The sequence below is a fragment of the Leucobacter sp. M11 genome (genome assembly GCF_035726885.1).
Lineage (GTDB): Bacteria > Actinomycetota > Actinomycetes > Actinomycetales > Microbacteriaceae > JAPFRB01.
Genome location: NZ_JAPFRB010000001.1, coordinates 711,298 through 737,125 on the forward strand (window position 1 = coordinate 711,298; position 25,828 = coordinate 737,125).

The following is a 25,828-nucleotide window of genomic DNA, read 5'->3' on the forward strand; positions in this document are numbered from 1 at the left end:
GATTAGAGTCTCACTGACGGCTAGTGCCATAGTCATACCTCGCTTTCGTTCTTTCTCAGTTTCAGCGCATCCTGTAGGCCTTCGGCCCAAAGGCGCGCGTCTTGTTCTTGCGTTTTCAAGCGGGTGCGGAACCCCTCCGCGAGTCCCGAATTCCTTACGGGACGACCGTCCCAAGATTTGACTACTCGGATTCCATGCAACGAGCTCAAACACCAGACCTCATCGGCGGCAACAATTTCCGAGGGCAGGCTCGCTCTTTGGACTACCTCCACGCCCGAAGCGACGGCCTGGTGTACGACGGCAGCTCCGGTCACGCTAGGAAGCCTGTGCGTGTGAGGTGAGATAACGAGTCTTGATTGGTCCCAGTGGACGGTCGAACTAAAGACTCCTTCGCGCACAGTTCCCCCGGGGGCGAAGAGTACGGCTTCATCGGCCCCGAGTGCTGTGGCCTGCGCGCGGAGCGCGGTCTGCACAGGGAAATCAGGCCCCTTGAGCGAGGGCTGTAGGCGCGGGTCGGGTCCTGAGGCACTGACTAACACTGCGGTCGTGCGTAGTAAGCCAGGGTTGATCGGGCGCACTAAGTGCTCGAGCACACCATCGCGAAACGTGAGAAGGGGAAATGTCCACTCTTTACTAGCGCACGCCTCCCGCAGCATGCGAGCGTACGCCGAATGAAGAGCGGAGACAGGGCATCCGATGCCCAACGCCATGCGTGCGAGGTGATGATCTAGGCCGAGCGCTCGTCCTTCTCTTATCAAGAAGGAATCGTGGAGAGTGAGCGAAGGCATGATCAGTACCTTCCACCGGTTCGACTGCCGACTGTGAACGGAGCGTCCTCGAGCCAGCGACCGGCGCTCGTTAGGAAGCGGCTCGCCTGTGCGGCAGACCACTGTGCGGCCCGGTATCTACGTGAAGGATGAAGTACGCGGAAACCGCGAGTCGCCGCCTCAGCGTTCACTCGCGCTGCCGCCTGTCGAGTTTCAGCGAAGCGCATTGTTGCTGCAGATGATCCGGTGGAAGCGTCGATCGCGACGGCCTCGGCAGCTGCGTGCGCGTCGGCGATCGCTGAGTTCATGCCCCGGGCGCCGAAGGGCGGGAAGAGGTGCGCAGCCTCGCCGACGAGAAGCACCCGCCCTGTTGGATCCGACAGCGAGGTCGCTACCGCCGTTGTGAAACGATAAGTCGATACCCACGACACGTCCTCCTGGGAGGCTTCCGGGGCGACACAACTCAACCAAGTCGATACATCCCTGAGTCGATCAGCGTCCTCTTTCGATTTGGCCTGCACGTCGAGTTGGAAGCCGCCGGCGAACGGGATGATGAGAAGATTCCTCTTCTCGAGACTCGGGACCTTGTAGTGGAGGACTCTTTTGGACCGAGGGTGGGCGCTAGCAGGAGTTGCGAGGTCGACGACGACGTGGTGACCGTCAAGGCGAGGGCCTTCAAGCCTAGAGTCGATACCTTTCCTGGCCACAGAGCGCGCTCCGTCGGCGGCAATTACACGCTCAGCTAGGACCAACCCCGACGGAGTGGAAAGCACGACACCATTGCCAACGACATCGACCGCCTCGACAGGACATGAGGTACGAATCTCAATGCCTGCTTGCTCACATGCCTCGCGAAGGATGGCGACGGTGGCCGATTGCCGTAATGATGAGTACTGTGCGATTCCTCCGGAGGAACTACCCACCCGCCGATCGACACGATGAAACACCCGTTGTCCGGAGTATCGTGTTTCCCTAGCAGCCCACATAATCCCCGCTTCAGAGATCGTCTGTCCAGTTCCCGGGCTCACAGCCTCAACGACAGCCATCGACTCTCGGTGGACAAAAAGAGCGCGACTGCCAGGCACGAGCTCGCCCGGTCCTTTCGCTTCGACCACAAGCGGCTCGATGCCCCGGGCGCGTAGAGACAGTGCCGCGACGAGTCCTGCCGGTCCAGCTCCGATGACGACAACACGCCGCTTTTCCGAGTTCACCGGTCCTCACTTCCTTTTTGCATCTCGAGCAGGACACCGGCACGTTCGGCCACAAGGTGGCGGCGGATCTTGCCGCTCGGCGTGCGCGGGACCTCGTTGGCCTCAAGCAGTACATTTGGGATGCAATAGCGGTCGAGGTTCTTTCGGCAGTGGGCGTTAAGAAGCACAGTGAGACCGTCCCACCGTTCGGCTGTAGCTGGAACTACCAGCGCAACGAGGAAGGACTTGCCGTCCTTACCAACTATCGAGGCCAAGGCTGTGTCGATGACGAGCCCTGAGGCCCGTATGGTTTGTTCGATCCGTAGCGCCGATACAGAGATCCCACCGCTCATGAGCATGTCGTCAGACCTGCCTAAGACGACAAGTGCTCCTTCGTAGTTCCAACGAGCTAGGTCGCCGGTGCGCAGCCAGCCCTCAGCGTCGGTAAGACGGATATCGCCGTTAACAGTGCGCGCAGTGGCTGGTATCGTCGCGCTTCGGACCCATAGGTCACCAACATCCTTGAAAATCGGGTCGGCAGAAATCGCTGCTTCCTCGTCCCATGGCGGACGTACCTCAACATCGATACCGGGGCAAGGTGTTCCGCAACTATGTATTGAACGGTTGGCGAGACGATTCGCACAGATTGCGTTGCCGACTTCCGTGCACCCGATTTGCTCAAGCACCGGAGCACCGAGCTCAGACTCAACGGCCTCCTCAACGAACGCCGGGAGTTTTTCCCCAGCTGAAACGATCGCACGCAGTTGGCTGGAGGTCCCTCCGTGTCTGCGCACCGCGTCGGCGGTTAAGGCGAGGCTGGACGGGACGGAAAAGAGGACCGTCGGGCTGAGTTCATTGATGGCGGTCGCGATTTCCTCTGGTCGTCGTCGCTCGGGGCGCAAAATTGCGGAGCCTCCGGAGAACAGCGGGTAGACGAACTGGTTGTTGAAACCGTATGTGAAGTACAGCTGCGACACCGAGTAGAGCACGTCGTCGGGGCCGAGGGCGAGGGCACTCTCCCCAACAGAGCGGTGGAATAATTCGAGATGTTCACCGCGGTGACGGACGGCCTTGTGATGCCCCGACGTGCCGGAGGAGAACTGGAGATATAGAGGCGAATCGAGCGGCGCTCCACTGAGATGCACACTTGGCGGGCCCTCCTCGAGCGCTCGTTCAAGTGACCACTCTGCGCGGACTACTCCGCTTCGGCGGTCGACGAGTTTTGTCCGATCCTCGTCATGGACGAGCAGTAACGAGACCTCCCCGAGCTGGTAAAGCTCCTCAAGCGTCGCGAGGGAGGCATCCGGATTAACAAGCACGGCGACTGCACGCGCACGTGCACAGGCGAGGAAGGCCACGGGCCACTCAAGCCGGTCACCAAGAAGCAGTGCGACAGCCTCGCCCTCAAGTATGCCTTGACCGGCGAGAACCGCGGCGAGAGATTCTGCGGCATCGAATACCTGCGCGTGGGTGAGAACAGTGGTCCTGCCCTCCTCGGAAAAAGCGGGAGTGTCAATCCATCGGCCTTCTTCGGCGCGACGCTTAAGCTGGTCGACGAGATCCATATGATTATCCTTTCCCCGGCGTTGAGGAAGGGGGGAAGCCGAGTTCAGCGCGCAGAGCGACAGTGTCAGTCTTCCCCATAGGCGTGCGCGGGATTGCCCTGACCGCGCGGAGTGCGTCGGGGAGAGTCGTTGCATTTGGGTACCGAGTGCGGAGCCACTGCATCACCGCGTCTGAATTCTGGCCGGGATCTAGTTCGACGACGGCCTGGACGATCTGCTCATACAGAGGGTGCGGGCGGCCGAGGACCACGACTCCACGGACGGACGGGTGGGAGCCAACCAAAGCCTCGACCGATGCAGGGTCGATAAGCTCCCCGCCGCGATTGATCATGTCGTCGGCACGGGAAAGTACCCGGAACCTGTGGTCGTCGACAGGGACGGCCAGGTCGCCAGTCCGAAGCCAACCGTCCGGCGTGAACTTCGTCGCGTTGACCTCACCCGAGGCAATGTATTGTGTGATCGTATACGGGCCGCGAAGCTCGAGCGCTCCAGCGCCGTCGGGACGGGCATCAACGATTCGGTAATCATCGTCGATTGAGAGCATTCTCCCTATTCCAGCGAGGCGCATGTCATCGCCGTCCTCAGGGGACGACTGTGCCAGCAACCCTTCCGCCATACCGAAGGAGGTTTGCACCTGGCAGGAAAACAGCCGGTTTAACGTCGAGACATCTGTCGGAATCACTGGTGAGCCACCGACCTGGACAAGCCGCAAGGCGCTGGTCTTCTGTCCCTTGTGCCCGGCCCATTGTCTAGGCATCGACGGAACTACGGGGAGCACCGTGGCCGCATGTCGCTCAATCTGGCCGACAACATCCTGGTACCGACGGGACTCAGTCACTCCAACGGACGCACCAGAGAGGATTGCCCCGAGCACGCCCGGGCAAGCGAGTGCGTAGTTGTGAGCGATGGAAAGAGCAGTGAGGTACGCGTCTGAATCAGTCAGCTCCGCGTTTCGGGATGTTAGCCACGCTGTCTGCAGGTAGCTGCTGTGTGAACGTGGAATTATCTTTGGAGTACCAGTCGTTCCGCCTGTGGTGAGGAAAAGAGCCGTATTGCTGGGGACATTGCCTTCTGCAACAGCCTGGCGCAGTGCATCAAGGTTAGTCTCGTCGGCAGAGGGGACTAGTACCAGTGGTGTAAGACCGCTGGAAAGCGCAGCCAGGAGTTGGGCGATGCCTTGGAGGTCGTTGGCGGGGCGGATTACGCATGGGGCGTCCGCATCACGCGTACATATTTCTTCACGCACTCGGTCGAGCGAGTGCCACATTTCCGCCAATGTTATGCAGGAACGGTCATCACGGAGAATGAGATCCGGGTGCTCTTGGACAGCGATCTCGAGCTGCTGTCCGATCGTTGTGGCGTTTGATAGCGCGCGGGCAGTTCGCTCATCCTCACAGGCGAACATGTTCAGGACTGCCGTGCTGTCTGTTTCGATCCCGCGCCTAATTTCAGAGACGAGGTCCTCGAGATCTCCTAGTGTCTCTACGGTCGAGAGCTTTTCGTATGGAATAGACGCTTCGAGACGGTCCTCGATCCTTACCACCAGAGCGACAGTGTCGAGACTACTGAGTCCCATTTCGTGAAAAGCGGTGTTTCGCGAAGTCGCGGACACGTCGATACCACTGAGCCCGAAGATTTCTGCGCGCACGTCGACCTGACTCATGCGTCGACCCTTCTAGCAGTGAATGCAGGGAACAGGTCGTGTTCGGCACCGCCGTCGCGGCGGACGAGCATTGAGGACTCACCAGGCCACCCCGGCATGGCGTTAGCTGCGCCGCCCTTGAAGAATGTCCCGCGAATGTCGCCCTGTCCCCAGAGCCTCTCTGAATTGAGTTGGAGAAGCGGATCGAAGCGCTTCCATGCACCATCGTCGTCGAGGATCTCTGTCCATACATGGCGGGCATCGAGCATGCCGAGAATCCTGCCCCACTGGAAGCGTGTAGTCAGGCCCCGCTTCAGGAGCATGCGGTTTGCAGTGCGTGCAAGGACAACGCAGTCAGCTCTTCCTGACTCCCACGTACGTTCCCATTCTGCGCGTCCGAAATCACTCACCCATTGAAAGCGAACTAGGTCAGAACGGAATATCCCAAGAATCTCGTCAAAGAGAGCTGAGGCCGCAGGGTTTATGAGGCCGGACTGTTTTCCTTCGGTGTCCATAGTTCCCTCGATGACAGTGCCGCTCTTGCGTGGCATCAGCCAGCCATCTCCGGACGAGGACCTAAGGAAGCTCCCGTGCAGTTCCATGTGTGCGACCGTGGGGTCACGGAGGACGAGTTCACCTCCTCCCTCTATCTCCGATTCACCGAGCGGCATGCGGAACTCCCACCGCACCGTAGCTACCAGTGCTTCACGGGATTGGTCGGCAAAACGCATCATCATTCTCAACGCGAGTGTAGGCACGCTTCTGGGAAGATCGCGATCTAAGGCCATGGCGACGAGGTCATGGTACGCGAAACTATTTCCGACTCGAGGTAGTTGATCGCGACGGACTGCGTTCTCCTCAAAAGTCGGGGTGTCAAGGCCAAGAAATGCCTTGGCCTGGTCCGCGTCGACAAGACGGTCTGCTCTGCGTTCGGCATTGAGGGGATATCGCACGCCAGGTTCTCCCGCTCGTATCACGGTGTAATCATGCATCTTAGGCTCTGTCTCCTCCACTGGTCTCCCGACCTTTCCCTTCTAGTAGGCCGAGGATGTGATCGGCTGCGACCTTTTCGCCAGGGTCTGCCGCCCGAAGCTTGCGACCGTTGGCAGAAGCGCGTTCTCGTAAGTTGCCGTCGGCAAGCATCCCTGCGACCGTCTCAGCGAGACGGGGCTCATGCGTGGACTTCGGCAGCGTTCTGCCAAGACCTGCGGCTTGCACTGTGCGGCCTATAATTCTTTGGTCTGAGATTGGATTGATCGGAAGGATGAGCAGCGGAATGCCATGAGCGAGTGTCTTGAGGGTTGTTGAGTGTCCCCCATGGCCAATGACGAGGTCTACCGTGGGAAGAATCTCAGCGTGGTCAGCCCAATTCAATACCTTGACATTGGGGGTACCTTCAAGCCTTCCACCGAGATCTACACCGCCGGTCGTGACGAGCGCGTCGACGGGTAGCTCCGAGAGAGCGGCGACAATGCGGCGATAGACAGGGAGCATGCCGGGCCAGTCCGTGCTGGAGAGCGCGACAAGCACACGGGGGTGGCTTGCCGTTTCTCGTTGCGCGGCTTCCACCCCTTTTTCTGTCGTTCCGGTCCAAACGTAATCCTGAAACTTAGGGTCAGAACTGGCGGGGTCGAGTTCGGGGGCAGTGAGAATGAGCCGAAGATCCGCAGCGGCCCACAGTTTCCGAGGTCGTAGGCCGATAATTCCCAGACCCAAGCCTGCCTGACGATCGAAGGAGCTAAACCAGAACCGGCCGATTGAGTGAAATAAAACAGCCACGGGTATATCGGCTCCGAGCGTCCCACGCAGGGCGGCGGCAAACATGCAGTCGACCACAATAACGTCGGGCCTCCGCTCAGCTATAAGCGTTGAGACCTGGGTGGCCGTTGAGCGACCAGCCATGAGTCGCATCATCGCTCCGGACTTCGCTAGGCCCTTGCCGCCTTCTGGGCCTGCCGCAATGGCCGCAAGAAAATGAGGTTGGGCATAGGGAACACGGCCCGATTGGAGGCCTGCCATCTCGATCTCGATTCCCCGATTGGCGAGTTCCTTGGCGACGGCGAGGAACGGTGGAACATTGCCGCCCAGGTCGGCAGTCAGGAATAATGCTCTCATCTCACACGCCTATCAAAGGTGGGTGCAGTCGTGTTCGAAGATCGTCATAGGTCTTTCCCTTTCGAGCGGAATGCGAGTCGGGGGGCAGAATGTGTGGTCTGACTGTTAGTGTCAACGCGACACCGCCAGAAGAAGGCGCTCCAACTCCGGCACGGCTATGGGGAATGTCGTGATTTCCTCGACAACCGAGCTACGGTGCTCAAACTCTTTCGCTTGCTTGATATAAGGTGCGTAGAAATCGATCTTCTCCCCCAACTCCTTGTCGATCGACGACAGCTGACCGGAAGACGAGACGAACTTCGGCGTGCGTAGGCCAAGAACAGAGAAGACTGTCGAAAGTGTGTCCGCCATATTCGGGGCGGCGGGGTTCGTCAGATGGGTAATGGATCCAAGGGGCGCTTCACCCATGCCAGCTAGGACCATCCCCCCTACACATCGATCCACGGTGACGAAGTCGGCGCGAGCTTCCGGGTTTGTGATCAGGTTCACCTGAGTATTGGTGAATAGTTCACCGAAATGGGCGGCCACCCTTTTCTTGAACATCCGTACGCTGCGGTGGAAGCCGTAAAGACCCGCCGCCGACATCGTTTCGAATGTGCTGCTGTCGCCGACCACGATTGACGGGCGCATGATGCGGTAAGGTAACGTGGAGCGCACGACGATGTCCTCGCCCATGCGTTTGCTCTTCTCATAGAAGTTGTTCGTTGGGACCGTCGGATCGTAGCCGGTCTCCGGGATAGTGCCTTCGGCGATTCCGGCGACGTAGGCAGTCGAGACATGGTTGATTTCGCCGACGTCGTTTGCTTCGAGCCAGGCGACGAGATTCTCCACAGCGAAGACGTTCGAGGCCCAGATCTCCTCGGCGTCTCGATCTAGGAACTTAAGGGATGCAGCGGTGTGCCAGGCTTTGTCAATGGTGACGGGCAGGTTCGGTAGTGCTTCAAAGTCTCCGGCAACGACATCTATGCGGTCTTCAATCGCATGCCCGAGCCCGTTGAGGCGGTACTTTGAGGCCGCTTCGCGGAGCTTGTCTAACACCCGCTTCTCGGCAGGGAGACTTTGAGAATCACGCGCCAACGCGATGACTCTGTGGTCGGGACCTAGCCTAAGAAGCTCAAGAGCAAGCCGGGAGCCAATGAAACCTGTGGCTCCGGTGACGAGATGAATCATGCCTGCTCTTTCCTGTCGGGCGCAGCGCTTACAGTGCCACGAATATGTTCTGCGATAGTTGCCGAGCTCATGAAGACTTCCGCTGCGGCATCGAAGTCCCATTGGAAGTGAAAGGCGTCTTCCAAGCGAGCGAGAAACGCAGTGAACGCCCATGACTCGACACCAATATCAGCTAGGGACTTCTCCTTGAGCACCTCAAGGGCGATCTTGTGCTCGAGTACCTCCGCGAGGACCAGGGCGACGTCTTCGGTGCTGGGTCCTATCGCACCACCTAATGTGCTCGGCGACGGGTTCTCTCGGTTGAGCAAGTAAGAGACGAAGTCCAGAACCACATCCTGGAATCGCTCGGCATCTTCGAGGTACGGCAGGTGGCCAAGCCCCTCGAGTACGCGAATACTATGTCCCGGAGCAGTGAAGGCCGCGCGTGCCTCCTCGATTTGCTCACCCTGCCACAACATGTCTTGGTCGCCGACCGTGACCTGCGTAGGGATCGGCAGCGAAAGGAGGGAGTGGAAAGAAGTGCTGCTGACTGCGGCCGAGCGCATGTTTGCAAGCATCGGGTCTTGACGGTGAAGAGCCATGAAGGCCGAACGGAGGCCGAGATACCCTGATGCGCCAAGCTTGTTCATGGTACTCACCGAGAAAACGAAAGAGTACAGATGATCCCAAAGAGCCTCGATGCCACCCAATCGGAGCGAGTTCATCAGGGCTCGCTCCGTGGCTTTGCGGATAGGATCGGCGCTAGGCGTCATGGACGGTCCGATGAGGAGGAGTCCCACAACCGACTCCGGGTGAAGTTCGGCATATCGGGTGGCTATGACGCAGGAGGCAGAAGTACCAACGAGGATAACCCTGCTTTTCCCGATGGCTTGCAGCAGGGCATGTAATGTTTCCGCATGACTATCAATTGAGGGCTCCTCAACGACCGAGGATCCACCCTGATTTTCAAGGTCATACAGCAGCACAGAGTGCTGATCGATCACTCGCCCAAGATAGCCGCGCCACATCGGCGCGACAATGTAGAAGTTGTTGAGGAAGACAACGACCGGCTCAGTAGCTCGGTCGTACAACTCGGTGTAGACGGCGCATTCGCCGCCGAGGTCGACCGTCGAGTTCGGCCGGTAGCGGAGGTCAGGTGTCTTGAATGCCATGTGCTCTGCTCCCAGAACGCTCAGGCGCGATGAGTGGAACCCACCGCGCGGGGATTTGCCTCGCGTGCGGACGCCGGGCCAAACCATCGAACCTTGCAGTTAGCAGGTCGCCTTTCGGTCCGCCCACATGTCGGGTCTGCGGTGACGCAAAGGAACACGCCACCTCCCGATACCTTCCACAAACGTCCACATTAAGGATAGTACCGCATCGGGAACATCTCGTCTAGACTCTAATCCAGGGGACGTTCGGCGGGAGCAACGGGGCGGAGGCAATCAGCTTGGCAGAGTAATTTGCGGTGGGTTCAGGGTGGCTCATTTGAGCTGCAGGATCAACGAGGAAATGCGTAGCGTGCGTCGAGACGACGGCAATAATGAATCATCCAAGGGGTACAGTGGTCCGAAGAAGAGGTTACTTAGAAAACGATTCCGCACTATTGCCGGTTCGAGTGCGAGGGCATGGACCTGGCGTCATCCTGATCCCGGGAGGACTTGAGACTGCGGCTGACTTCACCCGTCTCGCTGATCGGCTGGCCAAGTCGTTCACTACCTTTGTTGTCGAACGTCGCGGACGAGGTGCGAGTCGTCACCTTGCTGCTCAGCCAAGCATCGACAATGAGGCAACCGACGTAATTGGTGTGGCGCGAGCGATGGGCGTGCGTTATATGTTTGGCCACTCGAGTGGTGCGCTAATTTCCCTACAGGCTGCGCACCTTGCTCCGGAGCTTATCGATTCGATCGCGGTGTATGAACCGCCATTGCCTACAGCTGGCTACCAGGATCAATTTGACTGGGCGGGGGAAGTTGCCCAGTTGATTCGAGAAGGACGGTGCAGCACCGCTCTGGCGAGAATGATTTCTGCGGTGTTCTTTAATGGCGCTCTCAAGAGAAAACCGAACATCATTCTGAGAGCTGCCGCCGCTATCGCTCTGCGGTGGGGCCGGGGCACTTCTGGAGAGGCGCTTGTTGACCGCTTGCAGGCTTTCACCCAAGACGCTTGTATTGTCGATGAAGCTCGAGCGATGGGGATCTCGGTGCCCGAAATCCGAGCGAGAGTACTGTTAATGAGTGGCTTCCGCATGAACGAGGCGCTTGTTGCAGCGCTCGACACTCTCGAAAGAGAGCTGCCGCATGTTGAGCGAGTACGAATACGAGGCGCTAACCACCTTGGGCCCACAAATAGCGGCAGGCCAAAGCTTGTTGCGGTTCGCCTGGCGGATTTCTATTCTCGTGGAGAGAGGCCCGTTTAGCTCGTCCAAAAGGCAGGGGACATAGGGGCGGTCGCGATGGTTGGACAATTGCTGAAGTTGCGGGGTTCGGTACCAATTTAGGGTGCGCTTCCGTTCTGGTTGGAAAGACCACCCTCCCGTTCCGCCGCGGATGTGTTTGAGAACGGTGATCGTCGCGAGCTGTCAGCGGTCGCGGATTTGGATGTGCGCTCGGACAGTCGAGTTGATCTCGGCCGCGAGGTATCTGTGGACATGCCGCATTGGTCCGTAAAGGCTATCCAAGCCAGCGAGTGTCATGGCATCAGCGTCGGCAACGATGCCCGTTGCGATGACATTCTCCGAGGGTCGGTACGTGCTGGGGCGGTGTGCGCCAAGGTGACATGGCGATTCGTGAGGGTGGAAGCGGCAGATCTCAATTGGAGACAACCCGAATTGACCAGTGTAGGCAGTCAGCGATCGTGAGGTCGAAAATGAGCTTGCCGTCCACGCTAGAATCTGCAGCCCTACTTCCAGGTGCTTCTGCGAACGGACGGGCCCCGTCCCTCTCTTCCACCACCTGACGCGAGCTGTTCACTATCTACAGCAGGTGCGGGTTGCCACCCTGCGGAGTGGATTATGAGCCGCAGAGTTCGGATGCGGATTAAAATCGGTGTGTGGGAGCCCGTGACGCTTTGCCTATGAGACGGGCAAGTATTCCCACATCACCTAGGAAAGCAGGATGCCCGTAGTCGGATTCCGCGGATTCCTTAGTTCGCTACATAGACATGACGCCGATCAAGGTCGTTGCGTTCTGCGATATCCAGCAGCGCGGTCGCCATGTCGGGAGGCGAGATAAGCCAACCACGACGGAGTGGTTTGTTAGCACTGAAGCGATACTGACCTTTCGTTTTCATGGGTTGGATCCGAGGTGCCCTGATGGCCGTCCACCGCGCGTGGCTCTCCCACAGAACAATATCCATGCGGCGCATATCGTCATACGTGGCTCCGAGGAATCGTTGGAGGAGCGGCAGGACGACCCAGAGTTTAAATGGACCCTGATGGGCCCAATGCTCGGCAACCTCGGAGGAGATGACGACGATACGGCTGACGCCATGCTCACTCATGCCTGAGAGAAGGTTCTTAGTTCCCTTAGAGTACAGGGTCGTTGGGGTCTTGGAAGTGCCGATTCCCACAGTGCTGATGACGGCGTCAATGCCTCGGAGGCACGGCTTTACAGCCGGTCCGTCGAGAATATCAACGGCGATCTTGGTCAACCGCGGATGGCTTACTGTAAGCTTCGCCGGGTTTCTTGCAATGGCGGTGACGTCGTGGCCGCGTGCGAGAGCCTGCTCGACCACGTGTCCTCCCACGGTGCCGGTTGCACCGGGCACTAGGATTCTCATAGAGTGGATAGAACCTTTCTCTTCGGAATTGCACGATGCTGGGTCTATTCTTTGAACTCGCGAACGCTCCGGGAGATTCCAGCAAGGAGCTCGCAGAGCCTACCGGACTCCTGCTCATTCAGCGTGGAAAAGACGTCGAGAATCCGAAGGTTGACTTCGGCGAAGACCGCATCGAAGCGTTGAGGATTGACCGGCACGATTTGTATTGCTCTCCGGTCGCCGGGGATCGGCTGGCGTTCAATCCATCCGTCGTTCTCGAGGCGTGTGAGAATTCCGGTCATAGTCGCGGCGTGTATCCTCGTCCGCGCCGATAACTGTGTCGGCGACAGAGGTCCTGCTGCGGTGAGTACGTCGAGAACAGCAAGGTCAATTTCTTTGATTCCGATCGACGCCGCCACATGACGGTTGAAAAGCGCCATCTCGGTGCCGAGAGCTCGGAGCTGGAGGAGAACCTCCCGTTGGTAGTTGAGCATCTTCATGCGCTCACGCGGCGGGTGAAGATGGGGAAGGCATCCATGCCAACCTCACTGAGTTGAGCCCGTACGTTGCGGTAGAAGCTAGGCCGAAAGAGCTGTCCGATGAGGAACATCGGGACGGGGGCGGGGATCCGGGCGTAGTTGACGATGATCCAGTCCTCCCCGGCGCCAAACCTGAGCAGAGTCGAATTGTCAACGTCGAGCTTGTCCATGTACCACCGAGAGACGGATTTCCACGCGTCGACGGCGGCATTCGGATCTGTTGTGCCAGCGAAATGATTGAGCATGAAAGGCCCATCAAAGGCATCCGTATCGCCAAAGAGCCCAGCATTGTTCACGGTCGCTGCAAGAGATGGTTCTGGGAGGCCTGCGTCGTTTGTCCGCTCGAGGATTCGTGGACGATAATCTCCTTGCGCCCGGACGAGAAGGACTAGGTCATATTGTGGTATGCCCTTCATTGGAGGAACGAAGGTGGTTTCCAAGACGCGCACCACTTCGACATCCTCATGCTTGCGAAGGTCGTTCGCGATCTCCAGCAGGCTCGCTCGTGCGCCATCCCTGGTAGTGCTCTTGCGGACAAACGGACCGGTCGTACGGAGATCGATACTCCACGCGAGGTAGGTGTACGGGGCGTCGTGCGGCTCTAGGAACTGCATGCTCCTCCTTCAGTGATTGTATGGTAACAATATCATATGCACCCCATACAATATTCGCTAGCCTTGGGTGCCAGAAGGCTCGGGGCGTCGCCCGAGAGTCAGGGAGGGGCCAGGTGTAGAGTGGTAAGATCGTCAGCCGATACGGAATGTCCTGAATCGGGACAAGTGGACGTTGGTGCCGCGAAAGGGGAACGGTTGTGGAAGAGAGTCCGGTCCTTCGCGTCAGACGAGCGCTGCAGAGGCAACTGGTAGCTGCAATTCTCGGAAATGAGCGAGTGGCTAGACAGCATGGTCTGTTGGTCACAGACTTTCAGATTCTTCATCTCCTGACCCTTCGTGATGACATTCGCACCCCCCGGGGGATTTCCGACGCTACTGGGATGCCGACGAGCACGGTCACGAAACTCGTCGACCGACTTGAGGCGGGGGGGTTCATAAATAGATCTCCTGACCCAGTTGATCGTCGGCGCATTATTCTGGAACTGGAAGAAGAAGCTATCGCGCCCTTGAAGACGATGTATGGGAATACAGACGAAGAGTTTGATTCGTTAAGCGAGACGTTCTCTGTCGAAGAGCTTGAGATAGTCGCTCGCTATCTTGAGGGCGTGAGCGAGTTTTACCATATGAAGCAGCCACCGGTCTAAAACCCTCATGTATTGAAATTAGGAATCAGCTACCAGAATCCAGGCCATTAGGTGGGATTCGCCAATTCTCTCCCAGCGGCCTACGTGTTTAGCTGAACGCAAGGATCCCGAGCGGACTCGAAATTCCCCAGACCACTCGTTCAAGGTTTGATAGCTGACGTCCATGTCTAAGACTGACTCTCTACGTTGTGCCGCTGGTGGGAGCGCCTTGAAGGCAGCTTCTCGTGCTGTGAACGGCAAACGATGAAGATCCGGTGTGCCGATCAGCTCATCGTACTCAAAGTCACGGGCGGCCATTGCGGCCTTAACATGTGGCGGCAAGGGCCGACAAACTTCGACGTCAATGCCGACACCGGTGATGGCTGCATCAGTGCTGACGAGCGCCACGGCGAGTCCGTCGCAGTGGCTGATGCTTCCGCGTGTGGCTTCCGGCCACACTGGCGCACCTGCTGGAGTGCGCAGAATTGCATCGACAGGCTGGCCTAATGCCAGGAGCGCGTTTTTGGCGGTTAATCTTCCGAGCGCGAAAGATTGACGCCGTCTAATTGCCGACGTGCTTACCAGTTCGTGTTCAAGCGGGTGCAGTAGATGCTCCACAGTGCCAACGGTATGCGTTCTACACAGAACGGTGGATCGTTCATACTTAGCGATGGTCGAGTAGATCATTGGGGTGACTCATCGATGGTGCGTTCGACATATCCATCTGGACGGACGATGCGGACAGAGTCGCTTGCTGTGGTTGGGTTAATCCGGGAGGCACCGACCGGCAGCCCAGGATATCGAGTCTCCAAGCATGTAGTTCCCCGTGGCTCCTCAATCACATATCTGTGGCTTCGGAGCGCCTCAAGCGCGGTGGGATCACCTAGTAGGTCTGCTGCGAAGGTACCCGTATCGCGATATTGTAGTTTCCGAGAGGATGTCGAAGCCGCAAGACCAAGGCGGCTACCGGAGAGTTCTTCTCCGAGTTTGCGTTCAAGGGCATTCCTGGTAACTGGGACGACCCGCAGTGTAGACATTATGAAGTCCTCAATACGTGCTCTCAGTCCGCGACGGTGCGTTGCACGATGGATCATCGAGCCGGAACTGCGCACAGCGGCTTCTGCAAGCGGCCGCATCTCAGATTCGTAGGACTTCAGAAGCCCATCTGCAGCGTTGTTCTTGATCACCCTCGCCAGTTTCCAGCCAAGATTGACGCTGTCTTGTAGTCCAAGGTTCATACCCAGGCCTCCGGCCGGTGAATGAACGTGCGCAGCATCCCCAACTAAAAATCCGCGTCCCATCCGATAGTAGTCGGCAACGCTCTCGTAGCTGCTGAATCTCGATACCCAGCGTGGGTTGCTGACTTGGATCCGTCCCATGACGTCTCCACAAGTCGCTTGCAAATACACGAAATCGCTGGCTCCCGCTTCGTCCGGGATTCGTGAGCGACTCCAGCCGAAGATCCGGTGGTACCCATCTGCGAAGTCCGCCATGAAGACGAATCCCGCGTGATTGGCCGCGATCACCATGGGCCGTTCAGGGCTGGGAAAAACGTGCGCATCGGCGAGGACCGCATGAGCCAGGACCCGCTTCCCCGGGAACTGAATGTCTAGCTGGTTACGCGTGGCGCTGCGGGACCCATCCGCTCCGACGATGAAGCGTCCAATGACAGTGCGGACATGATCATTGTGTCTATAAGACACGCTTACTGAATGAGGCCCGTCAACGTGCCCAATGTAGGTGGATTCGTAGTGGATATCTACAAGGGGGGACTGTGCATGCTCCATGAGCACGGCCTCAACTTCGAATTGGGGAACGACCAGCATCTCGCGATGGAAAGCGGGTACCTCGGAGAAGGATACTTCCAGGCCCCATAGGAAGGGTATGGACTGCACGGAGACGGCGCGATCGCGTATAGGGTCTGCTAGGCCACGAATATGGAGCAGGTCGAGGGTTCGCGCGTGCAGCGAGAAGGCTCGAGTGAGATTTGAGCGTTTCCGTGGCCGTTCTTCGAGAACTATGCAACTGACTCCCTGTTGCGCGAGGTCCACGGCTAACATCAGGCCGGTCGGACCCGCACCTATGATGATGACATCGGCGTACTCCGCAATGTACTTGCCTGCCATCGGATCAGTCCTCCACGATGGCTCTTGCTCTGTCCATCCAGAGCTGATGACCAGGTTCGGCTGAGCGTTGAGGCATCAGCGAAATCACGCGAGACTCACCGTGTCGTATGGAGGGGTGACTGCCGAGGATTGCCGAAAGCGAGGTTCCAGGCCCGAGATCGATGAAGACGCAGTCTCCGTCTTGGAGCAGGGCTTCGATCGAGCGCCAGAATTGAACCGGGCGGGACAAGTGAGAGGCCCAAAAGCACGCCGACACTGCCTCGGCAGGCGTGAGCCATGAACACGTGACCGTGGAAAACAAGGGATGCACGAGGGGCTTGAGCTTGGCGCTTGACAAGATGGCGGCGAAGCTATCAGCTGGACCCTGCATCAGTGGTGTGTGGAATGGTAACTCGGATTCTGCAGCTACCGCCAAGATAGATCGCCGTTTAGCCTCTGCGCAGAAGTTTGCGACGGCAACTTTTTCACCTGCGACGACGCATTGATTCACAGAATTCACGGTGGCGATAAAGACTGTTGAGGCCGTTTCCTCAATGATCCGCTGAACTTCACGCTCAGAAGCGCGGATAGCTACCATGGCTCCTGGTACCTCGATCCCGTCAAGGAAAATGGCGCGCTGTCGAAGCACCCTTGAAAGTTCGGCATCATCGATGAGGCCGCTCGAGCAGGCCAGTGCGAACTCACCTGCGCTGTGGCCGAGAAGTACGTCGGGGACGAGGCCCATATCGTAGAGCCTCCGGGCTGAAGCGAATCCGAGCGCTGCCAGTAGAGTCTGTACGTATGGCGTGCTGTTCTTGCTCCTGTCGTCTTGAGATTCCCAGGAGATACGAATGCTGTTCAACGTTGGGTCGTCGGTCGGGAGAGCTGTTTGAAGATGGTTTCGGAACCGCTCATCGTTGCGATAGAGGTCGAGTCCCATCCCAAGGTATTGGGCCCCTTGTCCTCCGGCGACGAACACTACCTTCACCGGTAATGATGAGTCGTTCACGCTGATCCCCCGTTCGTCAGTTGTGGACTCGGTCCCTGGAGCTGTCTTGAGTGGGAACGTCTTTGAGTTCGGCGAGCAAGAAATTTGCTCAACGCTCGGTCCGGATATGCGAGGCGGAACTTGAAGTCCGGGTAGTCGGCGACTACCCGATCGAGTGTTCGGGGCCAGTGGACCTGTCGCACTAGGATGCCCGCAATGCTGTCGAGTGCCTGTGTAGAGGTCCTCACGGGGTCAGGCGATGTCGAGAGGTAAACCGGCAGAGATGGCTCCGCAAGGAACGTAGTTCGAATCGCCTGGTTGAGAAGTCGGCTCTTGCGGTGCAGCTGAGAGTGTGCTGCACCGAGGATGTTTAGGCGGATAGCACGGGCCACATCTGAGGTGGCGAGCCTGTTTTCAAGCGCGTTGACGAGGTGTACGTCTCCGCTGACAACAATCTGTTTCTGGTCATTTATATTGGCGATCTGGAGGCATCCTTCGTCGTTGGAAAGGACGGAGGAGCAGACCTCTTGCGCCTCGGATGCTGTGAGTCCGAGGATTGCGCTCATCGCCGACGGACGGTCTCGTGCCTGCTGATCCATGTCAGCACCGCATTGCCGAACAAGGTGAAGCCCGTCGGACCAACTGAACGCCCCGGAAACGGCCAAAGACAAGAACTCGCCCAGGCTATGGCCTGCTACTGCCACCGGTTGCCAGCCCTCATCGACGAGTGCGTCCCATGACAACCATCCGAGAATGTATTCGATAGGCTGCGCCCACTCATTTGGTGGTGCGGGTTCACGGATACTCTCGGTTATCGCGTGGTCCAGGTTGAAACCCACAGACTGGATCTCGGCCGCGGTTCGCTGTCCGTGTTCTGTGGCTAGCAATCGCTGAAGTTCGGTGACTATTCCGTTCATGGGGCCCCCGTGGCCCGGCGCAATAAGGATGTCCGACATTCTTTAGTCCTCTCTCGATGCATGAGCGACCGTGACGATGATTCCGTCGGGGCGGATCAGAGCTGAGTTATCGGTATCTGGGGGCCTGAGATCCTCAAGTCGTCTGTCTGCTTCGGCGGCCAAGACCGCATCGCCGGATGAATTGTCATCGGGGCGTACGGATCCAATCGATGTGTGGCGAAGCGTCCGCTGTGCGTTCTGAACTAAAGCCCGAGCATCTGAGGGTAGGTTCGCTGGCCAACCGAAGAGCCCGCCTGCGCCGGTGTTGGACGGGCTATAGTCGATATCGACCCCCGACAGAAAATCTGCGGCATCGACATCTGGCTTGATTATTCTGCCCCGTGGATCAGATGTGGGATACCTCTCGTCGATTTCTGATTGGAGGATCCCCTGCATCCGCTGCCATGCATGGTCACGCTCTAGGGCGAACTGACGGAAGCCGCTAGTGTCACTGGTTTCAAGCACTTCAGGTATTCGCCATGCGAGTGCGAACGCATCTTCGAGGCCATAGTTCAGGGAACAACCCCCCACGGGAAGCTGGGTATGCGCGGCATCGCCCAAGAGCACAACCCGGGGATATGGAGCCATCGGAGCGGAGCGATATCCGTCGGTTTGGAAGGTGGTACTCACAATGGTGCCAGTGAATGACGTCCCAGTTGCCAGGTGCCAGATGTCCGGAACATCTTGGGGCCTCACCGCATAAGTTGCGATATCGGGTGGCAGATACATCATGACTCGATAGAGGCCCCCCTGGATCTCACCCGTGGAGAGAACGATCCCCGATGGGGTCTGGTTAAACCGATGCGGCGGGAGTTCGTCTGCTTCGACGTTGGCGGTAATGAAGGTCCGCTGTCCGGCGGTTTCGATCACAGGAACGGCGAGGGTGCGTCGCACAGAGCTATCGGTTCCGTCCGCTGCGACGACAAGGCGCGCGGAAAGGCTCGTTTCCGAAGAGTCCGTGTCTACAAGAGCATAAGGATCGGAGTACCTGGTAATGCCAGTGACCCGTGTCTCCCACAACGCACGAGCCCCTTCTCCGACTGCCCAATGCCGGAGGGCGGCGGTGAGTCTACTCTGTTCACATGGCCACTGTCCCGGCCAGGGCGTGTCAACCATTCCGAGGGAGACATCAGCGCCCGCGAATCTTGCATTCATGATGGGCGCCTGGCGGAGGATACTGCTGCGGAGATCGAAGGTATCGAGGATCTGAGCCGTCCTGGCGTTCACCGTCATGGCACGTGGCTGAGGATCATCTTTACAGTGATCGACTATGCCGACGTTCACACCGTTGGTGGCGAGTATTCCCGCGAGGAGAGAACCAACCGGTCCTGCACCGACAATGAGAACGTCGAGCATGGTCTCGCCTACTTTCCGACCGACTGTGTCCACTGGTCGATCGTCTTGATCGTGGTGGCACTGTTGAGGACCAGAGACTTCGCGACAAGGTCGACCGCTTCGTCGAGGGAGACGCCGGGCCCCAGCATGTTCTCGATGCTTGCCTCGCTCACTCCGAAATGATGGATGCTGGTGACCCGTGTGCGTCCACTTACCTCGTCCACCTGCCATTCGCCGCGATGACTGATGAGCGCACCGGGAGTGTGGTCCTGTTTGTACACCAAGCGGCGTCCGGGAAGTTCTACCCGATAGGACCCCGTCTGATGTGTCGAACCGTCTGGAGAACGAGTAGTCAGCTTGAGGTACTCACCGCCTTCATCGAACCGAGTCAATTCGGCGTCGGCGACGTGCGGAATGCGATGAGGCCAAGACTCCGCCTCCAGTAGAAAGGCAAACGCCTCATCGGGGGTTGAGTCGATCGTGTACTCGTCCTCCGTCCGGTGGTACAACCGGCGTCCATGAGAAGGATTAAATACCTTTGTGATGGCTTCGAGTTCACGGGCGCTATTAAAGTCGACCGCGTTGCGAATAAACTCGATCTCCTCGGGTGTCCCTGCGTCAAAGTGATGTATCAGGGAGACCTGACACGTGTCATCGTTGATGGGAGAAACTTTCCAGACACCAGTCATCGCTGAAGCCGGTGGTGCCACCTTGGCCTGCGCGAACTGGATCTTCTTCTCTTCAGAGTCGAAGATTCTGGTCGACGTCCAGTTCCTCACGGAGCCTTTGACCGTAGCCCAGATCTGAATAGTTTCAGTGTTCCCCTCAAGCGTCTCCCGACGCGCATGGACCGTCGGTGGAAAGACGTCGGCCCAGTTCTCGACGTCCGCAAGGAACTCGTAGACGGTGTCTGCGGCGACAGGCACTTCGATTTCGTGTGTGGTGGTGACGCTCATCATCGCCTTCCTTAGTAGTTGCCGAGTCCGCCGCAGACGTTGAACGCCTGAGCTGTTACTGAGGCGGCATCGTCCGAAAGCAAGTAATTGACCATGCCCGCAACTTCCTCGGGAGTGCTGTAACGACCTAGCGGGATCTTCGCATTGAAGGTCTCGAGAATTTCTTCCTCCGTGCGGTTCCAATACTCGGCATGTCCCTGACGCACCTGCACAGCCATCGGGGTTTCGACGTACCCCGGGCAGACGGCGTTTACGGTGATGCCGCGAGTTGCGAGCTCCTTCCCCAGCGACTTGGTGAACCCGATAACACCGTGCTTCGATGCGGAGTACGGCGTCGCCAAAGCGATGCCCTGTTTACCAGCGGTCGAAGCGATGTTCACGATCCTTCCAAAATCTGGGATGAGGTCCTGCGACATGACCGCGCGCGTGACGTAGAAGACACTGTCGAGGTTGGTCGTCAGTATCCGGTTCCATGTCTCGTCTGAGATCTTGTCGATGGGCCCTCCGCCGCTCGTACCGGCATTGTTGATCAGCGCATCGACACGAGTGGTCTCGGTGACGATGTGCGCGACCCATCGAGCAACGTCTTCCGGCTGGGTTACATCGACGGCATCCCCGACGACGTGCCCTAATCCGAACCCGGCATCGCGCTCGACTTCCCGGATCTTGGTCTCATCTCTGCCACAGAAGTAGACGTGCCAGCCCTCCGAGACGAGGCGTTTGACGATGGAGAGACCGATGCCACTGGTACCGCCGGTGACCATGGCGATGCGTGGCTGTGCCTGCGGTGCAGCTGTCACGATGCGTCTTCCTTTGCGATGTTGGCGGAGAGGGAGCCATTGAAGAGAGTGATGAGCTCGTCCGCGGTCTGGGCGCCAGCGATGTCGGCATCGGCCACGGTAGCTCCGGTTTCGCGGCGGAGCCGCAGTCCGGTTTCCAAGACAGCGAGCGAGTCATAGCCGAGTTCGTCGAACGACTTCGTCTTCAGCTCGTCGAAAAGCGCTGTCGCGTCGTCGGCTCCGGATCCGTCGACGAGTGCACGATGAACGTCATCGAATGTGATGTGGTTGGTCATGAGTTTCCTTTCCTGGAGATGGATTTATCTGATTCCGATTACAAGGGCAGAAGTGAAGATCGGCAGACCACGTGCAATGACGAGAGCATGACGCATGGTGGGAACCCGCACGGGTGCGGTTTCGATGCGTATGGGCAGCTCGTCACTGATGCTGACTGCAGGAGTGGGCGGGATTATTTTGGTGCGCAGCGCGAGGGCCGCCAGCACAGTGTCGAGCGGACCCATCCCCGAGGCGGTCCGTCCGAATCCGGCCTTCGGGGCTGTGACAGGCACCTTGCGCGCGCCGAACACAGCAGCGAGTGCGTTCGCTTCCGCGATGTCGTCTTCGAAGACGCCTGCCGCATCCGCAAAGACCACATCGATGTCGACTGGCTCGAGGCTTGCGGCATCCAGTGCCTTACGGATCGTGCGTTCAAGCGAGGCCTCTTGCGGCTCATTCACCGTCATGGTTCGCGCGTGACCAAGGACACCAATAGACGACGCGCCGTCTCCGATAGGTTCGGGGGTCAGCGCCAGGAGTGCTCCGCCTTCCGCTGGCACAATGCCGCTGGCGCGCTTGTCGAATGGGAGGTAGCTGGCCTCGGGAGCCTTGCTGGAGGTGAGACGTCCTGTGCTCTCGAGTGACACCCATGCCAAGGGTGAGAGTGCGCTTTCCACGGATCCTGCGAGTACTAGCTGCTGACCTTGCTGAATGAGTTCGGTCCCTTGTGCGATGGCGTCCAGCCCTCCCGCGGAATCCGCGACTACGGTCGAGCAACGGCCTTTGAAGCCGTAGCGGATCGACAGCTGTCCGGTGTTGACGGCGTAGAACCATGCATATGACTGGGCAGTACTGACATACTTCGGCCCGTGTAGGTACATGTTCCGCAGCTCACGCTCTCCGAAGGCATATCCGCCAGCTGAATTTGCCGTGACGATGGAACGTAGATAAGGGTCGCCATCGGCATATCGATCTGGGAGCGCTTCCAGAGCCCGCTTCGCCGCGATGAGTGCGAGCTGGGTAGACCGGTCAGTTGTGGGCTTAAGGCGTCCAGGAACCTCAGCAGCATCAAAGTCGGAGACCTGACCAGCCAGCGACGATGCATATGAGTCTGGAGCAAAGCTTTCGCTTTCGGAGATCGAGATACGCCCCTCGAGAGCACTGCGCCACAAACGGCCCAGTGAACTCCCTGACGGGCTGGCAACTCCGGCAGCGGAAATCCATGCGGTGGGGCGTGTTGTCATGAGGCTGCCCTTTCCACGATGATGGCGCTCTGAAAGCCACCGAAGCCGCTTGCGATGGACAGGACACGGTCGACCTGTGCCTCACGTCCCACATTGGGGACATAGTCGAGATCAAGGTCGGGGTCGGGTGTGTTGAGGTTGGCTGTCGGAGGCACGAAGTTGTCTCTCATCGCCAACAAGCAAGCAGCCACCTCGATGGCGCCGATAGATCCCATCGAGTGCCCAGTCATCGACTTCAACGAGCTAACGGGCACACCGTACGCGGCGGGACCAAGAGAGAGCTTGAGGGCTGCCGTTTCGTGGAGGTCATTTTGCTTAGTGCCCGACCCATGAGCGTTGACGTAGTCGAGTTCATCTGGTGAAAGATGTGCCTCTGCCAGCGCATCGGTTATCGCACGGCCGAGTTCAACGCCTTCTGGACGTAGACCGGTCATGTGATGCGCGTTGGAAAACGACGCATACCCGCTGACTTGTCCGTAGCTTGCGTGCCTTCGAGCCTCTGCATGCTCCCGGCTCTCCATAACGAGCATGGCAGCGCCCTCGGCTAGGACGAATCCTGCCCTGGTGGCATCGTAGGGTCGTGAGGCGCTCTCAGGGCTGTCGTTCATAGGTGAGGTAGCCATGATGGAGTCGAAACACGCGAAGGTGATCGGGGAGATAGGAGCCTCTGTCGCGCCGACAATGGCAACGTCAATTTCACCACGTTCAATTGCGGCTTTCGCTCGCCCGATGGCGTCAATGCCTGAAGTGCATCCGTTCGAGACGAGTTCCCCAGGGCCACGAGCGTTGTATTGCAGAGCAACGTCGCTGATGAACGAGCTTGGGACAAAATAGGCATAAAGGTCTGCTTCGATGCGCTCGTCGACCTCGTAAAGCTCACCGTCGTGAGAGGTCTCGCGATAGATTCGCTCCATTGACATCGTTGCGCCGACAGCCGAGCCGATGAAGACACCGATGCGTTCGGGGGCTGTATTCTCCAGCGCATTTCCTGCGTCATTGATGGCTTCGCTCGTGGCAGCCCGTAGGAGCGTGACTGCACGATCGGTCTGACCGAGGCTTCCGTCCATCAAGGCGGGTTCTGGCAGGTCGACTTCGCCAGCAACCTGGGACCGGAACGGAGCAGGGTCGCACAAAGTAGGACGCCGGGTGGCTGTTTGACCGGATTTCATCGCGGACCAGAAGGTCTCGCGGTCATTACCACCGGGAGCGATGATTCCGATACCTGTGATTACAGGCGGACGTATGTCAGTCACGAGTTTCCTCCCAGTGATAGAAGCGGTTGGCAATCGAGTCCTTCGGGCTCTGCCAGTTGGGGTCGTAAGGTTCGAAGAACGGACGGAGATCCTGACTGATCTGGATGAACTCGGGCTCGGTCTTTGCGGCCTCGATCCGCTCGGTCCCGGTGTCGCTCTTGAAGTCTTGAAGGTGGAAGTAGAGATCATGGAAGGTGAAGAGTTGGCGTCGAACAGTGCCCATCTTCTGGGGCATATCGGAACGATCGAACTCGGTGAAGAGGCGGCTGATTTCGGATAAGCGCTCTGTGTTGAGCTTCGCGACGACCAGTGACGTATAGAGAGACATTGACTAACTCCGTTCAGGTTGAGTTGCGGTGGGATGCAGATGGTAGTACTCGAACACTTCGCTGAGACTCTTGTCACTCAGACTTGTCCAGGCGATGACACCGTCGGGCCGGATAAGGGCCGAGTCTCGGTTGGCTGCAGGCATGAAGGTGTGTGAGATCAGTTCGTCCACCTGGAGGAGGCTCGCCTCGAGCGAGGGAATTCCGCATGTTTCGGCCGCTCGGACTGTCGATGGATCTGCTCCCGGAGTATGGATATAAAGCCAACCCCCGTGCTTCTGTAACCCGTCGAGTAGCTGAGTCCAGGGTCGCCGGGGAAGATGGCCCGACAGGAGTGGTAGGCCAACAGCAAAGTCGGTGCCGTCATCGGCGAACTCATAGCGAACTCCAATGCTGCTTACGTCGCGCACGAGAGTGTGATGCCCTCCGCTCGCCTGGAGAAGTCGACCAAACACGTCACGGAGCGCGTCGACCTCCTGGCCGCGGAGGAAAAGCTGCCCCTGTGCCTGGGTGTTGATCACGAGAGCACGGGAGGCAGCGAGGCGTTCATCCTCGAACTGCTGCAAGGGTTCGTTGCTTGCAAGATTCAGTGCACGACTGAGGTGCCATCCCAGGCAAGCCGCATCAAGAATGGCGCTGTTCATGCCTTGCCCGCCAGCGGGCAAATGCCTGCGTGCGGCGTCGCCCAAGATCACGATCCGACCAGCGACGAGTCTCGATGCGACGCCGGTGGCATCGGTGAAGCTACTGCCCCATCGGAGAGACCCCCAGATGAAGCCCGAACCTACGATACGGGTATAGGAACTCATAATCTCGTCAGCGGAGACGGCGGCTCCGTGTTCCCTAAAGGGGCGACCGAACTCAGCGGCAATGACACGGACTGCTCCGTCCCCGATCGGGCCTGACATCACCATGCCTCGGTGATTACGTTTTCCAAAGGGGTTCGTCGGCAGGTCCGTATCGACAAAATCTCCCAGCAGCATCTGGATAGAGGGCGCGGTGGTATCGAAGTTCAATCCTGCAAACGAGCGAACTGCGCTCTTTGATCCATCGCATCCGGCAACATATCGGGCCGAGATTTGACGGGAGACACCTGCCGAATCGGAGACGGTGCATGTGACCGACGTATCGTCCTGATCAAGCCCGGTGAGTCGAGAGCCCCGTTCGACTCGCCCTCCGAGCTCTTCTACCCAATGAAGCAGGGCGGCTTCGGTGCGGTGCTGCGGAATGTCAATTGCTGGTTCAAGTCTTGTCGGAAGTCCTGCGGTCGACATCGGAAAGCCACCAAAGTGAACTTCTTGCCGGGTGCTGCCAACTTGGAGTTGGCCATATTGTCCGCGCCGAAGAAGATGTTCGAGGGCGCCGATAGTGAGGCCAATAGCTCGGGATTCCGACATAGGAGATTCACGTGCGTCAATGATCCGCACACTTACGCCGTTCAGCAGGAGCTCCGCGGCGAGTGTGAGTCCAGCGGGCCCGGCTCCCACGATCAACACGTCCACGGGCGGCTGTTCTTCTGCGGTGTCATCCATGATCAACGTCCTTTCGTCGCGGCAGACAAGTTTCTTTCATGGATACTCCCGATCCGGGATGTTCCCGATATGATGCCACATTAGCACGTGATGCCAAGATTGCGAAAGGCCTGGT

25 protein-coding genes are annotated in these 25,828 nt (G+C 58.5%); 2 read left to right on the forward strand and 23 right to left on the reverse strand.

The window, feature by feature from the left end; all coding sequences use genetic code 11:
- Nucleotides 1–32: 32 nt before the first annotated feature.
- The 8 genes from OOT08_RS19070 to OOT08_RS03700 all read right to left on the reverse strand — a co-directional run bounded on the left by OOT08_RS19070 (nucleotide 33) and on the right by OOT08_RS03700 (nucleotide 9,600).
- Nucleotides 33–788: an aminotransferase class IV gene (locus tag OOT08_RS19070; RefSeq protein ID WP_442916161.1), complete on the reverse strand. Its 756-nt coding sequence runs from the start codon at nucleotides 786–788 to the stop codon at nucleotides 33–35.
- Nucleotides 789–790: 2 nt separating this feature from the next.
- Entirely contained in the window at nucleotides 791–1,978 is a 1,188-nt protein-coding gene (locus OOT08_RS19075; protein WP_442916162.1) for an FAD-dependent oxidoreductase, read from the reverse strand.
- Complete coding sequence (locus OOT08_RS03675) at nucleotides 1,975–3,522, reverse strand: class I adenylate-forming enzyme family protein (RefSeq protein WP_325091179.1); 1,548 nt, start codon at nucleotides 3,520–3,522, stop codon at nucleotides 1,975–1,977. The genes OOT08_RS19075 and OOT08_RS03675 overlap by 4 nt, the downstream gene beginning before the upstream one ends.
- 4 nt (nucleotides 3,523–3,526) lie before the next feature.
- Nucleotides 3,527–5,185, reverse strand: a complete 1,659-nt coding sequence (locus tag OOT08_RS03680; protein ID WP_325091180.1) for an AMP-binding protein — start codon at nucleotides 5,183–5,185, stop codon at nucleotides 3,527–3,529.
- The gene (locus OOT08_RS03685; RefSeq protein WP_325091181.1) at nucleotides 5,182–6,156 is read right to left on the reverse strand and encodes a transglutaminase-like domain-containing protein; all 975 of its coding nucleotides are present in this window, start codon (nucleotides 6,154–6,156) and stop codon (nucleotides 5,182–5,184) included. Before OOT08_RS03685 ends, OOT08_RS03680 begins: the two co-directional genes overlap by 4 nt.
- Nucleotide 6,157: 1 nt before the next feature.
- A complete protein-coding gene (locus OOT08_RS03690) occupies nucleotides 6,158–7,279 on the reverse strand; it encodes a glycosyltransferase (RefSeq protein WP_325091182.1) in 1,122 nt (373 codons plus the stop codon).
- A gap of 111 nt (nucleotides 7,280–7,390) precedes the next feature.
- Nucleotides 7,391–8,449 carry an SDR family oxidoreductase gene (locus OOT08_RS03695; protein WP_325091183.1) on the reverse strand — a complete coding sequence of 353 codons (1,059 nt, stop codon included), beginning with the start codon at nucleotides 8,447–8,449 and terminating at the stop codon, nucleotides 7,391–7,393.
- Nucleotides 8,446–9,600, reverse strand: coding sequence for an alpha/beta fold hydrolase (locus OOT08_RS03700; RefSeq protein ID WP_325091184.1), 1,155 nt, complete (start codon nucleotides 9,598–9,600; stop codon nucleotides 8,446–8,448). The genes OOT08_RS03695 and OOT08_RS03700 overlap by 4 nt, the downstream gene beginning before the upstream one ends.
- 371 nt (nucleotides 9,601–9,971) lie before the next feature.
- Here OOT08_RS03700 and OOT08_RS03705 point away from each other — a divergent pair, with 371 nt between their 5' ends.
- A complete protein-coding gene (locus OOT08_RS03705; protein ID WP_325091185.1) occupies nucleotides 9,972–10,847 on the forward strand; it encodes an alpha/beta fold hydrolase in 876 nt (291 codons plus the stop codon).
- 725 nt (nucleotides 10,848–11,572) lie between these two features.
- Here OOT08_RS03705 and OOT08_RS03710 read toward each other — a convergent pair.
- Genes OOT08_RS03710 through OOT08_RS03720 form a run of 3 tightly spaced genes read right to left on the reverse strand, consistent with a single transcriptional unit; the run spans nucleotide 11,573 to nucleotide 13,340 of the window.
- The gene (locus OOT08_RS03710; protein ID WP_325091186.1) at nucleotides 11,573–12,196 is read right to left on the reverse strand and encodes an NAD(P)-dependent oxidoreductase; all 624 of its coding nucleotides are present in this window, start codon (nucleotides 12,194–12,196) and stop codon (nucleotides 11,573–11,575) included.
- Nucleotides 12,197–12,252: 56 nt separating this feature from the next.
- Entirely contained in the window at nucleotides 12,253–12,687 is a 435-nt protein-coding gene (locus OOT08_RS03715; protein WP_325091187.1) for a MarR family winged helix-turn-helix transcriptional regulator, read from the reverse strand.
- On the reverse strand, nucleotides 12,684–13,340 hold the full coding sequence (locus OOT08_RS03720) for a hypothetical protein (protein WP_325091188.1): 657 nt from the start codon (nucleotides 13,338–13,340) through the stop codon (nucleotides 12,684–12,686). The genes OOT08_RS03715 and OOT08_RS03720 overlap by 4 nt, the downstream gene beginning before the upstream one ends.
- A gap of 296 nt (nucleotides 13,341–13,636) precedes the next feature.
- On the opposite strand from OOT08_RS03720, the gene OOT08_RS03725 reads away from it, so the two are divergent.
- Nucleotides 13,637–13,984: a MarR family winged helix-turn-helix transcriptional regulator gene (locus OOT08_RS03725; protein WP_325091189.1), complete on the forward strand. Its 348-nt coding sequence runs from the start codon at nucleotides 13,637–13,639 to the stop codon at nucleotides 13,982–13,984.
- 18 nt (nucleotides 13,985–14,002) lie between these two features.
- Here OOT08_RS03725 and OOT08_RS03730 read toward each other — a convergent pair whose 3' ends face one another.
- Genes OOT08_RS03730 through OOT08_RS03785 form a run of 12 tightly spaced genes read right to left on the reverse strand, consistent with a single transcriptional unit; the run spans nucleotide 14,003 to nucleotide 25,713 of the window.
- The gene (locus OOT08_RS03730; protein WP_325091190.1) at nucleotides 14,003–14,650 is read right to left on the reverse strand and encodes a 4'-phosphopantetheinyl transferase family protein; all 648 of its coding nucleotides are present in this window, start codon (nucleotides 14,648–14,650) and stop codon (nucleotides 14,003–14,005) included.
- Nucleotides 14,647–16,089: an FAD-dependent monooxygenase gene (locus OOT08_RS03735; protein WP_325091191.1), complete on the reverse strand. Its 1,443-nt coding sequence runs from the start codon at nucleotides 16,087–16,089 to the stop codon at nucleotides 14,647–14,649. Before OOT08_RS03735 ends, OOT08_RS03730 begins: the two co-directional genes overlap by 4 nt.
- A gap of 4 nt (nucleotides 16,090–16,093) precedes the next feature.
- Nucleotides 16,094–17,077, reverse strand: a complete 984-nt coding sequence (locus OOT08_RS03740; protein WP_325091192.1) for an acyltransferase domain-containing protein — start codon at nucleotides 17,075–17,077, stop codon at nucleotides 16,094–16,096.
- A complete protein-coding gene (locus OOT08_RS03745) occupies nucleotides 17,074–18,012 on the reverse strand; it encodes an ACP S-malonyltransferase (protein WP_325091193.1) in 939 nt (312 codons plus the stop codon). Before OOT08_RS03745 ends, OOT08_RS03740 begins: the two co-directional genes overlap by 4 nt.
- A 3-nt stretch (nucleotides 18,013–18,015) precedes the next feature.
- Entirely contained in the window at nucleotides 18,016–19,368 is a 1,353-nt protein-coding gene (locus OOT08_RS03750; protein ID WP_325091194.1) for an FAD-dependent oxidoreductase, read from the reverse strand.
- Between the two features lie 8 nt (nucleotides 19,369–19,376).
- A complete protein-coding gene (locus OOT08_RS03755) occupies nucleotides 19,377–20,303 on the reverse strand; it encodes an aromatase/cyclase (protein ID WP_325091195.1) in 927 nt (308 codons plus the stop codon).
- Nucleotides 20,304–20,314: 11 nt separating this feature from the next.
- Nucleotides 20,315–21,103, reverse strand: a complete 789-nt coding sequence (locus OOT08_RS03760) for an SDR family NAD(P)-dependent oxidoreductase (RefSeq protein ID WP_325091196.1) — start codon at nucleotides 21,101–21,103, stop codon at nucleotides 20,315–20,317.
- Complete coding sequence (locus tag OOT08_RS03765; RefSeq protein WP_325091197.1) at nucleotides 21,100–21,378, reverse strand: acyl carrier protein; 279 nt, start codon at nucleotides 21,376–21,378, stop codon at nucleotides 21,100–21,102. The genes OOT08_RS03760 and OOT08_RS03765 overlap by 4 nt, the downstream gene beginning before the upstream one ends.
- Before the next feature lie 24 nt (nucleotides 21,379–21,402).
- A complete protein-coding gene (locus OOT08_RS03770) occupies nucleotides 21,403–22,602 on the reverse strand; it encodes a beta-ketoacyl synthase N-terminal-like domain-containing protein (RefSeq protein ID WP_325091198.1) in 1,200 nt (399 codons plus the stop codon).
- Complete coding sequence (locus OOT08_RS03775; RefSeq protein ID WP_325091199.1) at nucleotides 22,599–23,855, reverse strand: beta-ketoacyl-[acyl-carrier-protein] synthase family protein; 1,257 nt, start codon at nucleotides 23,853–23,855, stop codon at nucleotides 22,599–22,601. Before OOT08_RS03775 ends, OOT08_RS03770 begins: the two co-directional genes overlap by 4 nt.
- Nucleotides 23,848–24,183 carry a TcmI family type II polyketide cyclase gene (locus OOT08_RS03780; RefSeq protein WP_325091200.1) on the reverse strand — a complete coding sequence of 112 codons (336 nt, stop codon included), beginning with the start codon at nucleotides 24,181–24,183 and terminating at the stop codon, nucleotides 23,848–23,850. Before OOT08_RS03780 ends, OOT08_RS03775 begins: the two co-directional genes overlap by 8 nt.
- Nucleotides 24,184–24,186: 3 nt before the next feature.
- Nucleotides 24,187–25,713 carry an FAD-dependent monooxygenase gene (locus tag OOT08_RS03785; RefSeq protein ID WP_325091201.1) on the reverse strand — a complete coding sequence of 509 codons (1,527 nt, stop codon included), beginning with the start codon at nucleotides 25,711–25,713 and terminating at the stop codon, nucleotides 24,187–24,189.
- Nucleotides 25,714–25,828: the final 115 nt, after the last annotated feature.

Coding starts and splice junctions, on each gene's coding strand:
- OOT08_RS19070 (WP_442916161.1), bottom strand. CDS start 788: ATGCCTTCGCTCACTCTCCACGATTCCTTCTTGATAAGAGAAGGACGA.
- OOT08_RS03675 (WP_325091179.1), bottom strand. CDS start 3,522: ATGGATCTCGTCGACCAGCTTAAGCGTCGCGCCGAAGAAGGCCGATGG.
- OOT08_RS03680 (WP_325091180.1), bottom strand. CDS start 5,185: ATGAGTCAGGTCGACGTGCGCGCAGAAATCTTCGGGCTCAGTGGTATC.
- OOT08_RS03685 (WP_325091181.1), bottom strand. CDS start 6,156: ATGCATGATTACACCGTGATACGAGCGGGAGAACCTGGCGTGCGATAT.
- OOT08_RS03690 (WP_325091182.1), bottom strand. CDS start 7,279: ATGAGAGCATTATTCCTGACTGCCGACCTGGGCGGCAATGTTCCACCG.
- OOT08_RS03695 (WP_325091183.1), bottom strand. CDS start 8,449: ATGATTCATCTCGTCACCGGAGCCACAGGTTTCATTGGCTCCCGGCTT.
- OOT08_RS03700 (WP_325091184.1), bottom strand. CDS start 9,600: ATGGCATTCAAGACACCTGACCTCCGCTACCGGCCGAACTCGACGGTC.
- OOT08_RS03705 (WP_325091185.1), top strand. CDS start 9,972: ATGAATCATCCAAGGGGTACAGTGGTCCGAAGAAGAGGTTACTTAGAA.
- OOT08_RS03715 (WP_325091187.1), bottom strand. CDS start 12,687: ATGAAGATGCTCAACTACCAACGGGAGGTTCTCCTCCAGCTCCGAGCT.
- OOT08_RS03720 (WP_325091188.1), bottom strand. CDS start 13,340: ATGCAGTTCCTAGAGCCGCACGACGCCCCGTACACCTACCTCGCGTGG.
- OOT08_RS03730 (WP_325091190.1), bottom strand. CDS start 14,650: ATGATCTACTCGACCATCGCTAAGTATGAACGATCCACCGTTCTGTGT.
- OOT08_RS03735 (WP_325091191.1), bottom strand. CDS start 16,089: ATGGCAGGCAAGTACATTGCGGAGTACGCCGATGTCATCATCATAGGT.
- OOT08_RS03745 (WP_325091193.1), bottom strand. CDS start 18,012: ATGTCGGACATCCTTATTGCGCCGGGCCACGGGGGCCCCATGAACGGA.
- OOT08_RS03750 (WP_325091194.1), bottom strand. CDS start 19,368: ATGCTCGACGTTCTCATTGTCGGTGCAGGACCGGTTGGTTCTCTCCTC.
- OOT08_RS03755 (WP_325091195.1), bottom strand. CDS start 20,303: ATGAGCGTCACCACCACACACGAAATCGAAGTGCCTGTCGCCGCAGAC.
- OOT08_RS03765 (WP_325091197.1), bottom strand. CDS start 21,378: ATGACCAACCACATCACATTCGATGACGTTCATCGTGCACTCGTCGAC.
- OOT08_RS03770 (WP_325091198.1), bottom strand. CDS start 22,602: ATGACAACACGCCCCACCGCATGGATTTCCGCTGCCGGAGTTGCCAGC.
- OOT08_RS03780 (WP_325091200.1), bottom strand. CDS start 24,183: ATGTCTCTCTATACGTCACTGGTCGTCGCGAAGCTCAACACAGAGCGC.
- OOT08_RS03785 (WP_325091201.1), bottom strand. CDS start 25,713: ATGGATGACACCGCAGAAGAACAGCCGCCCGTGGACGTGTTGATCGTG.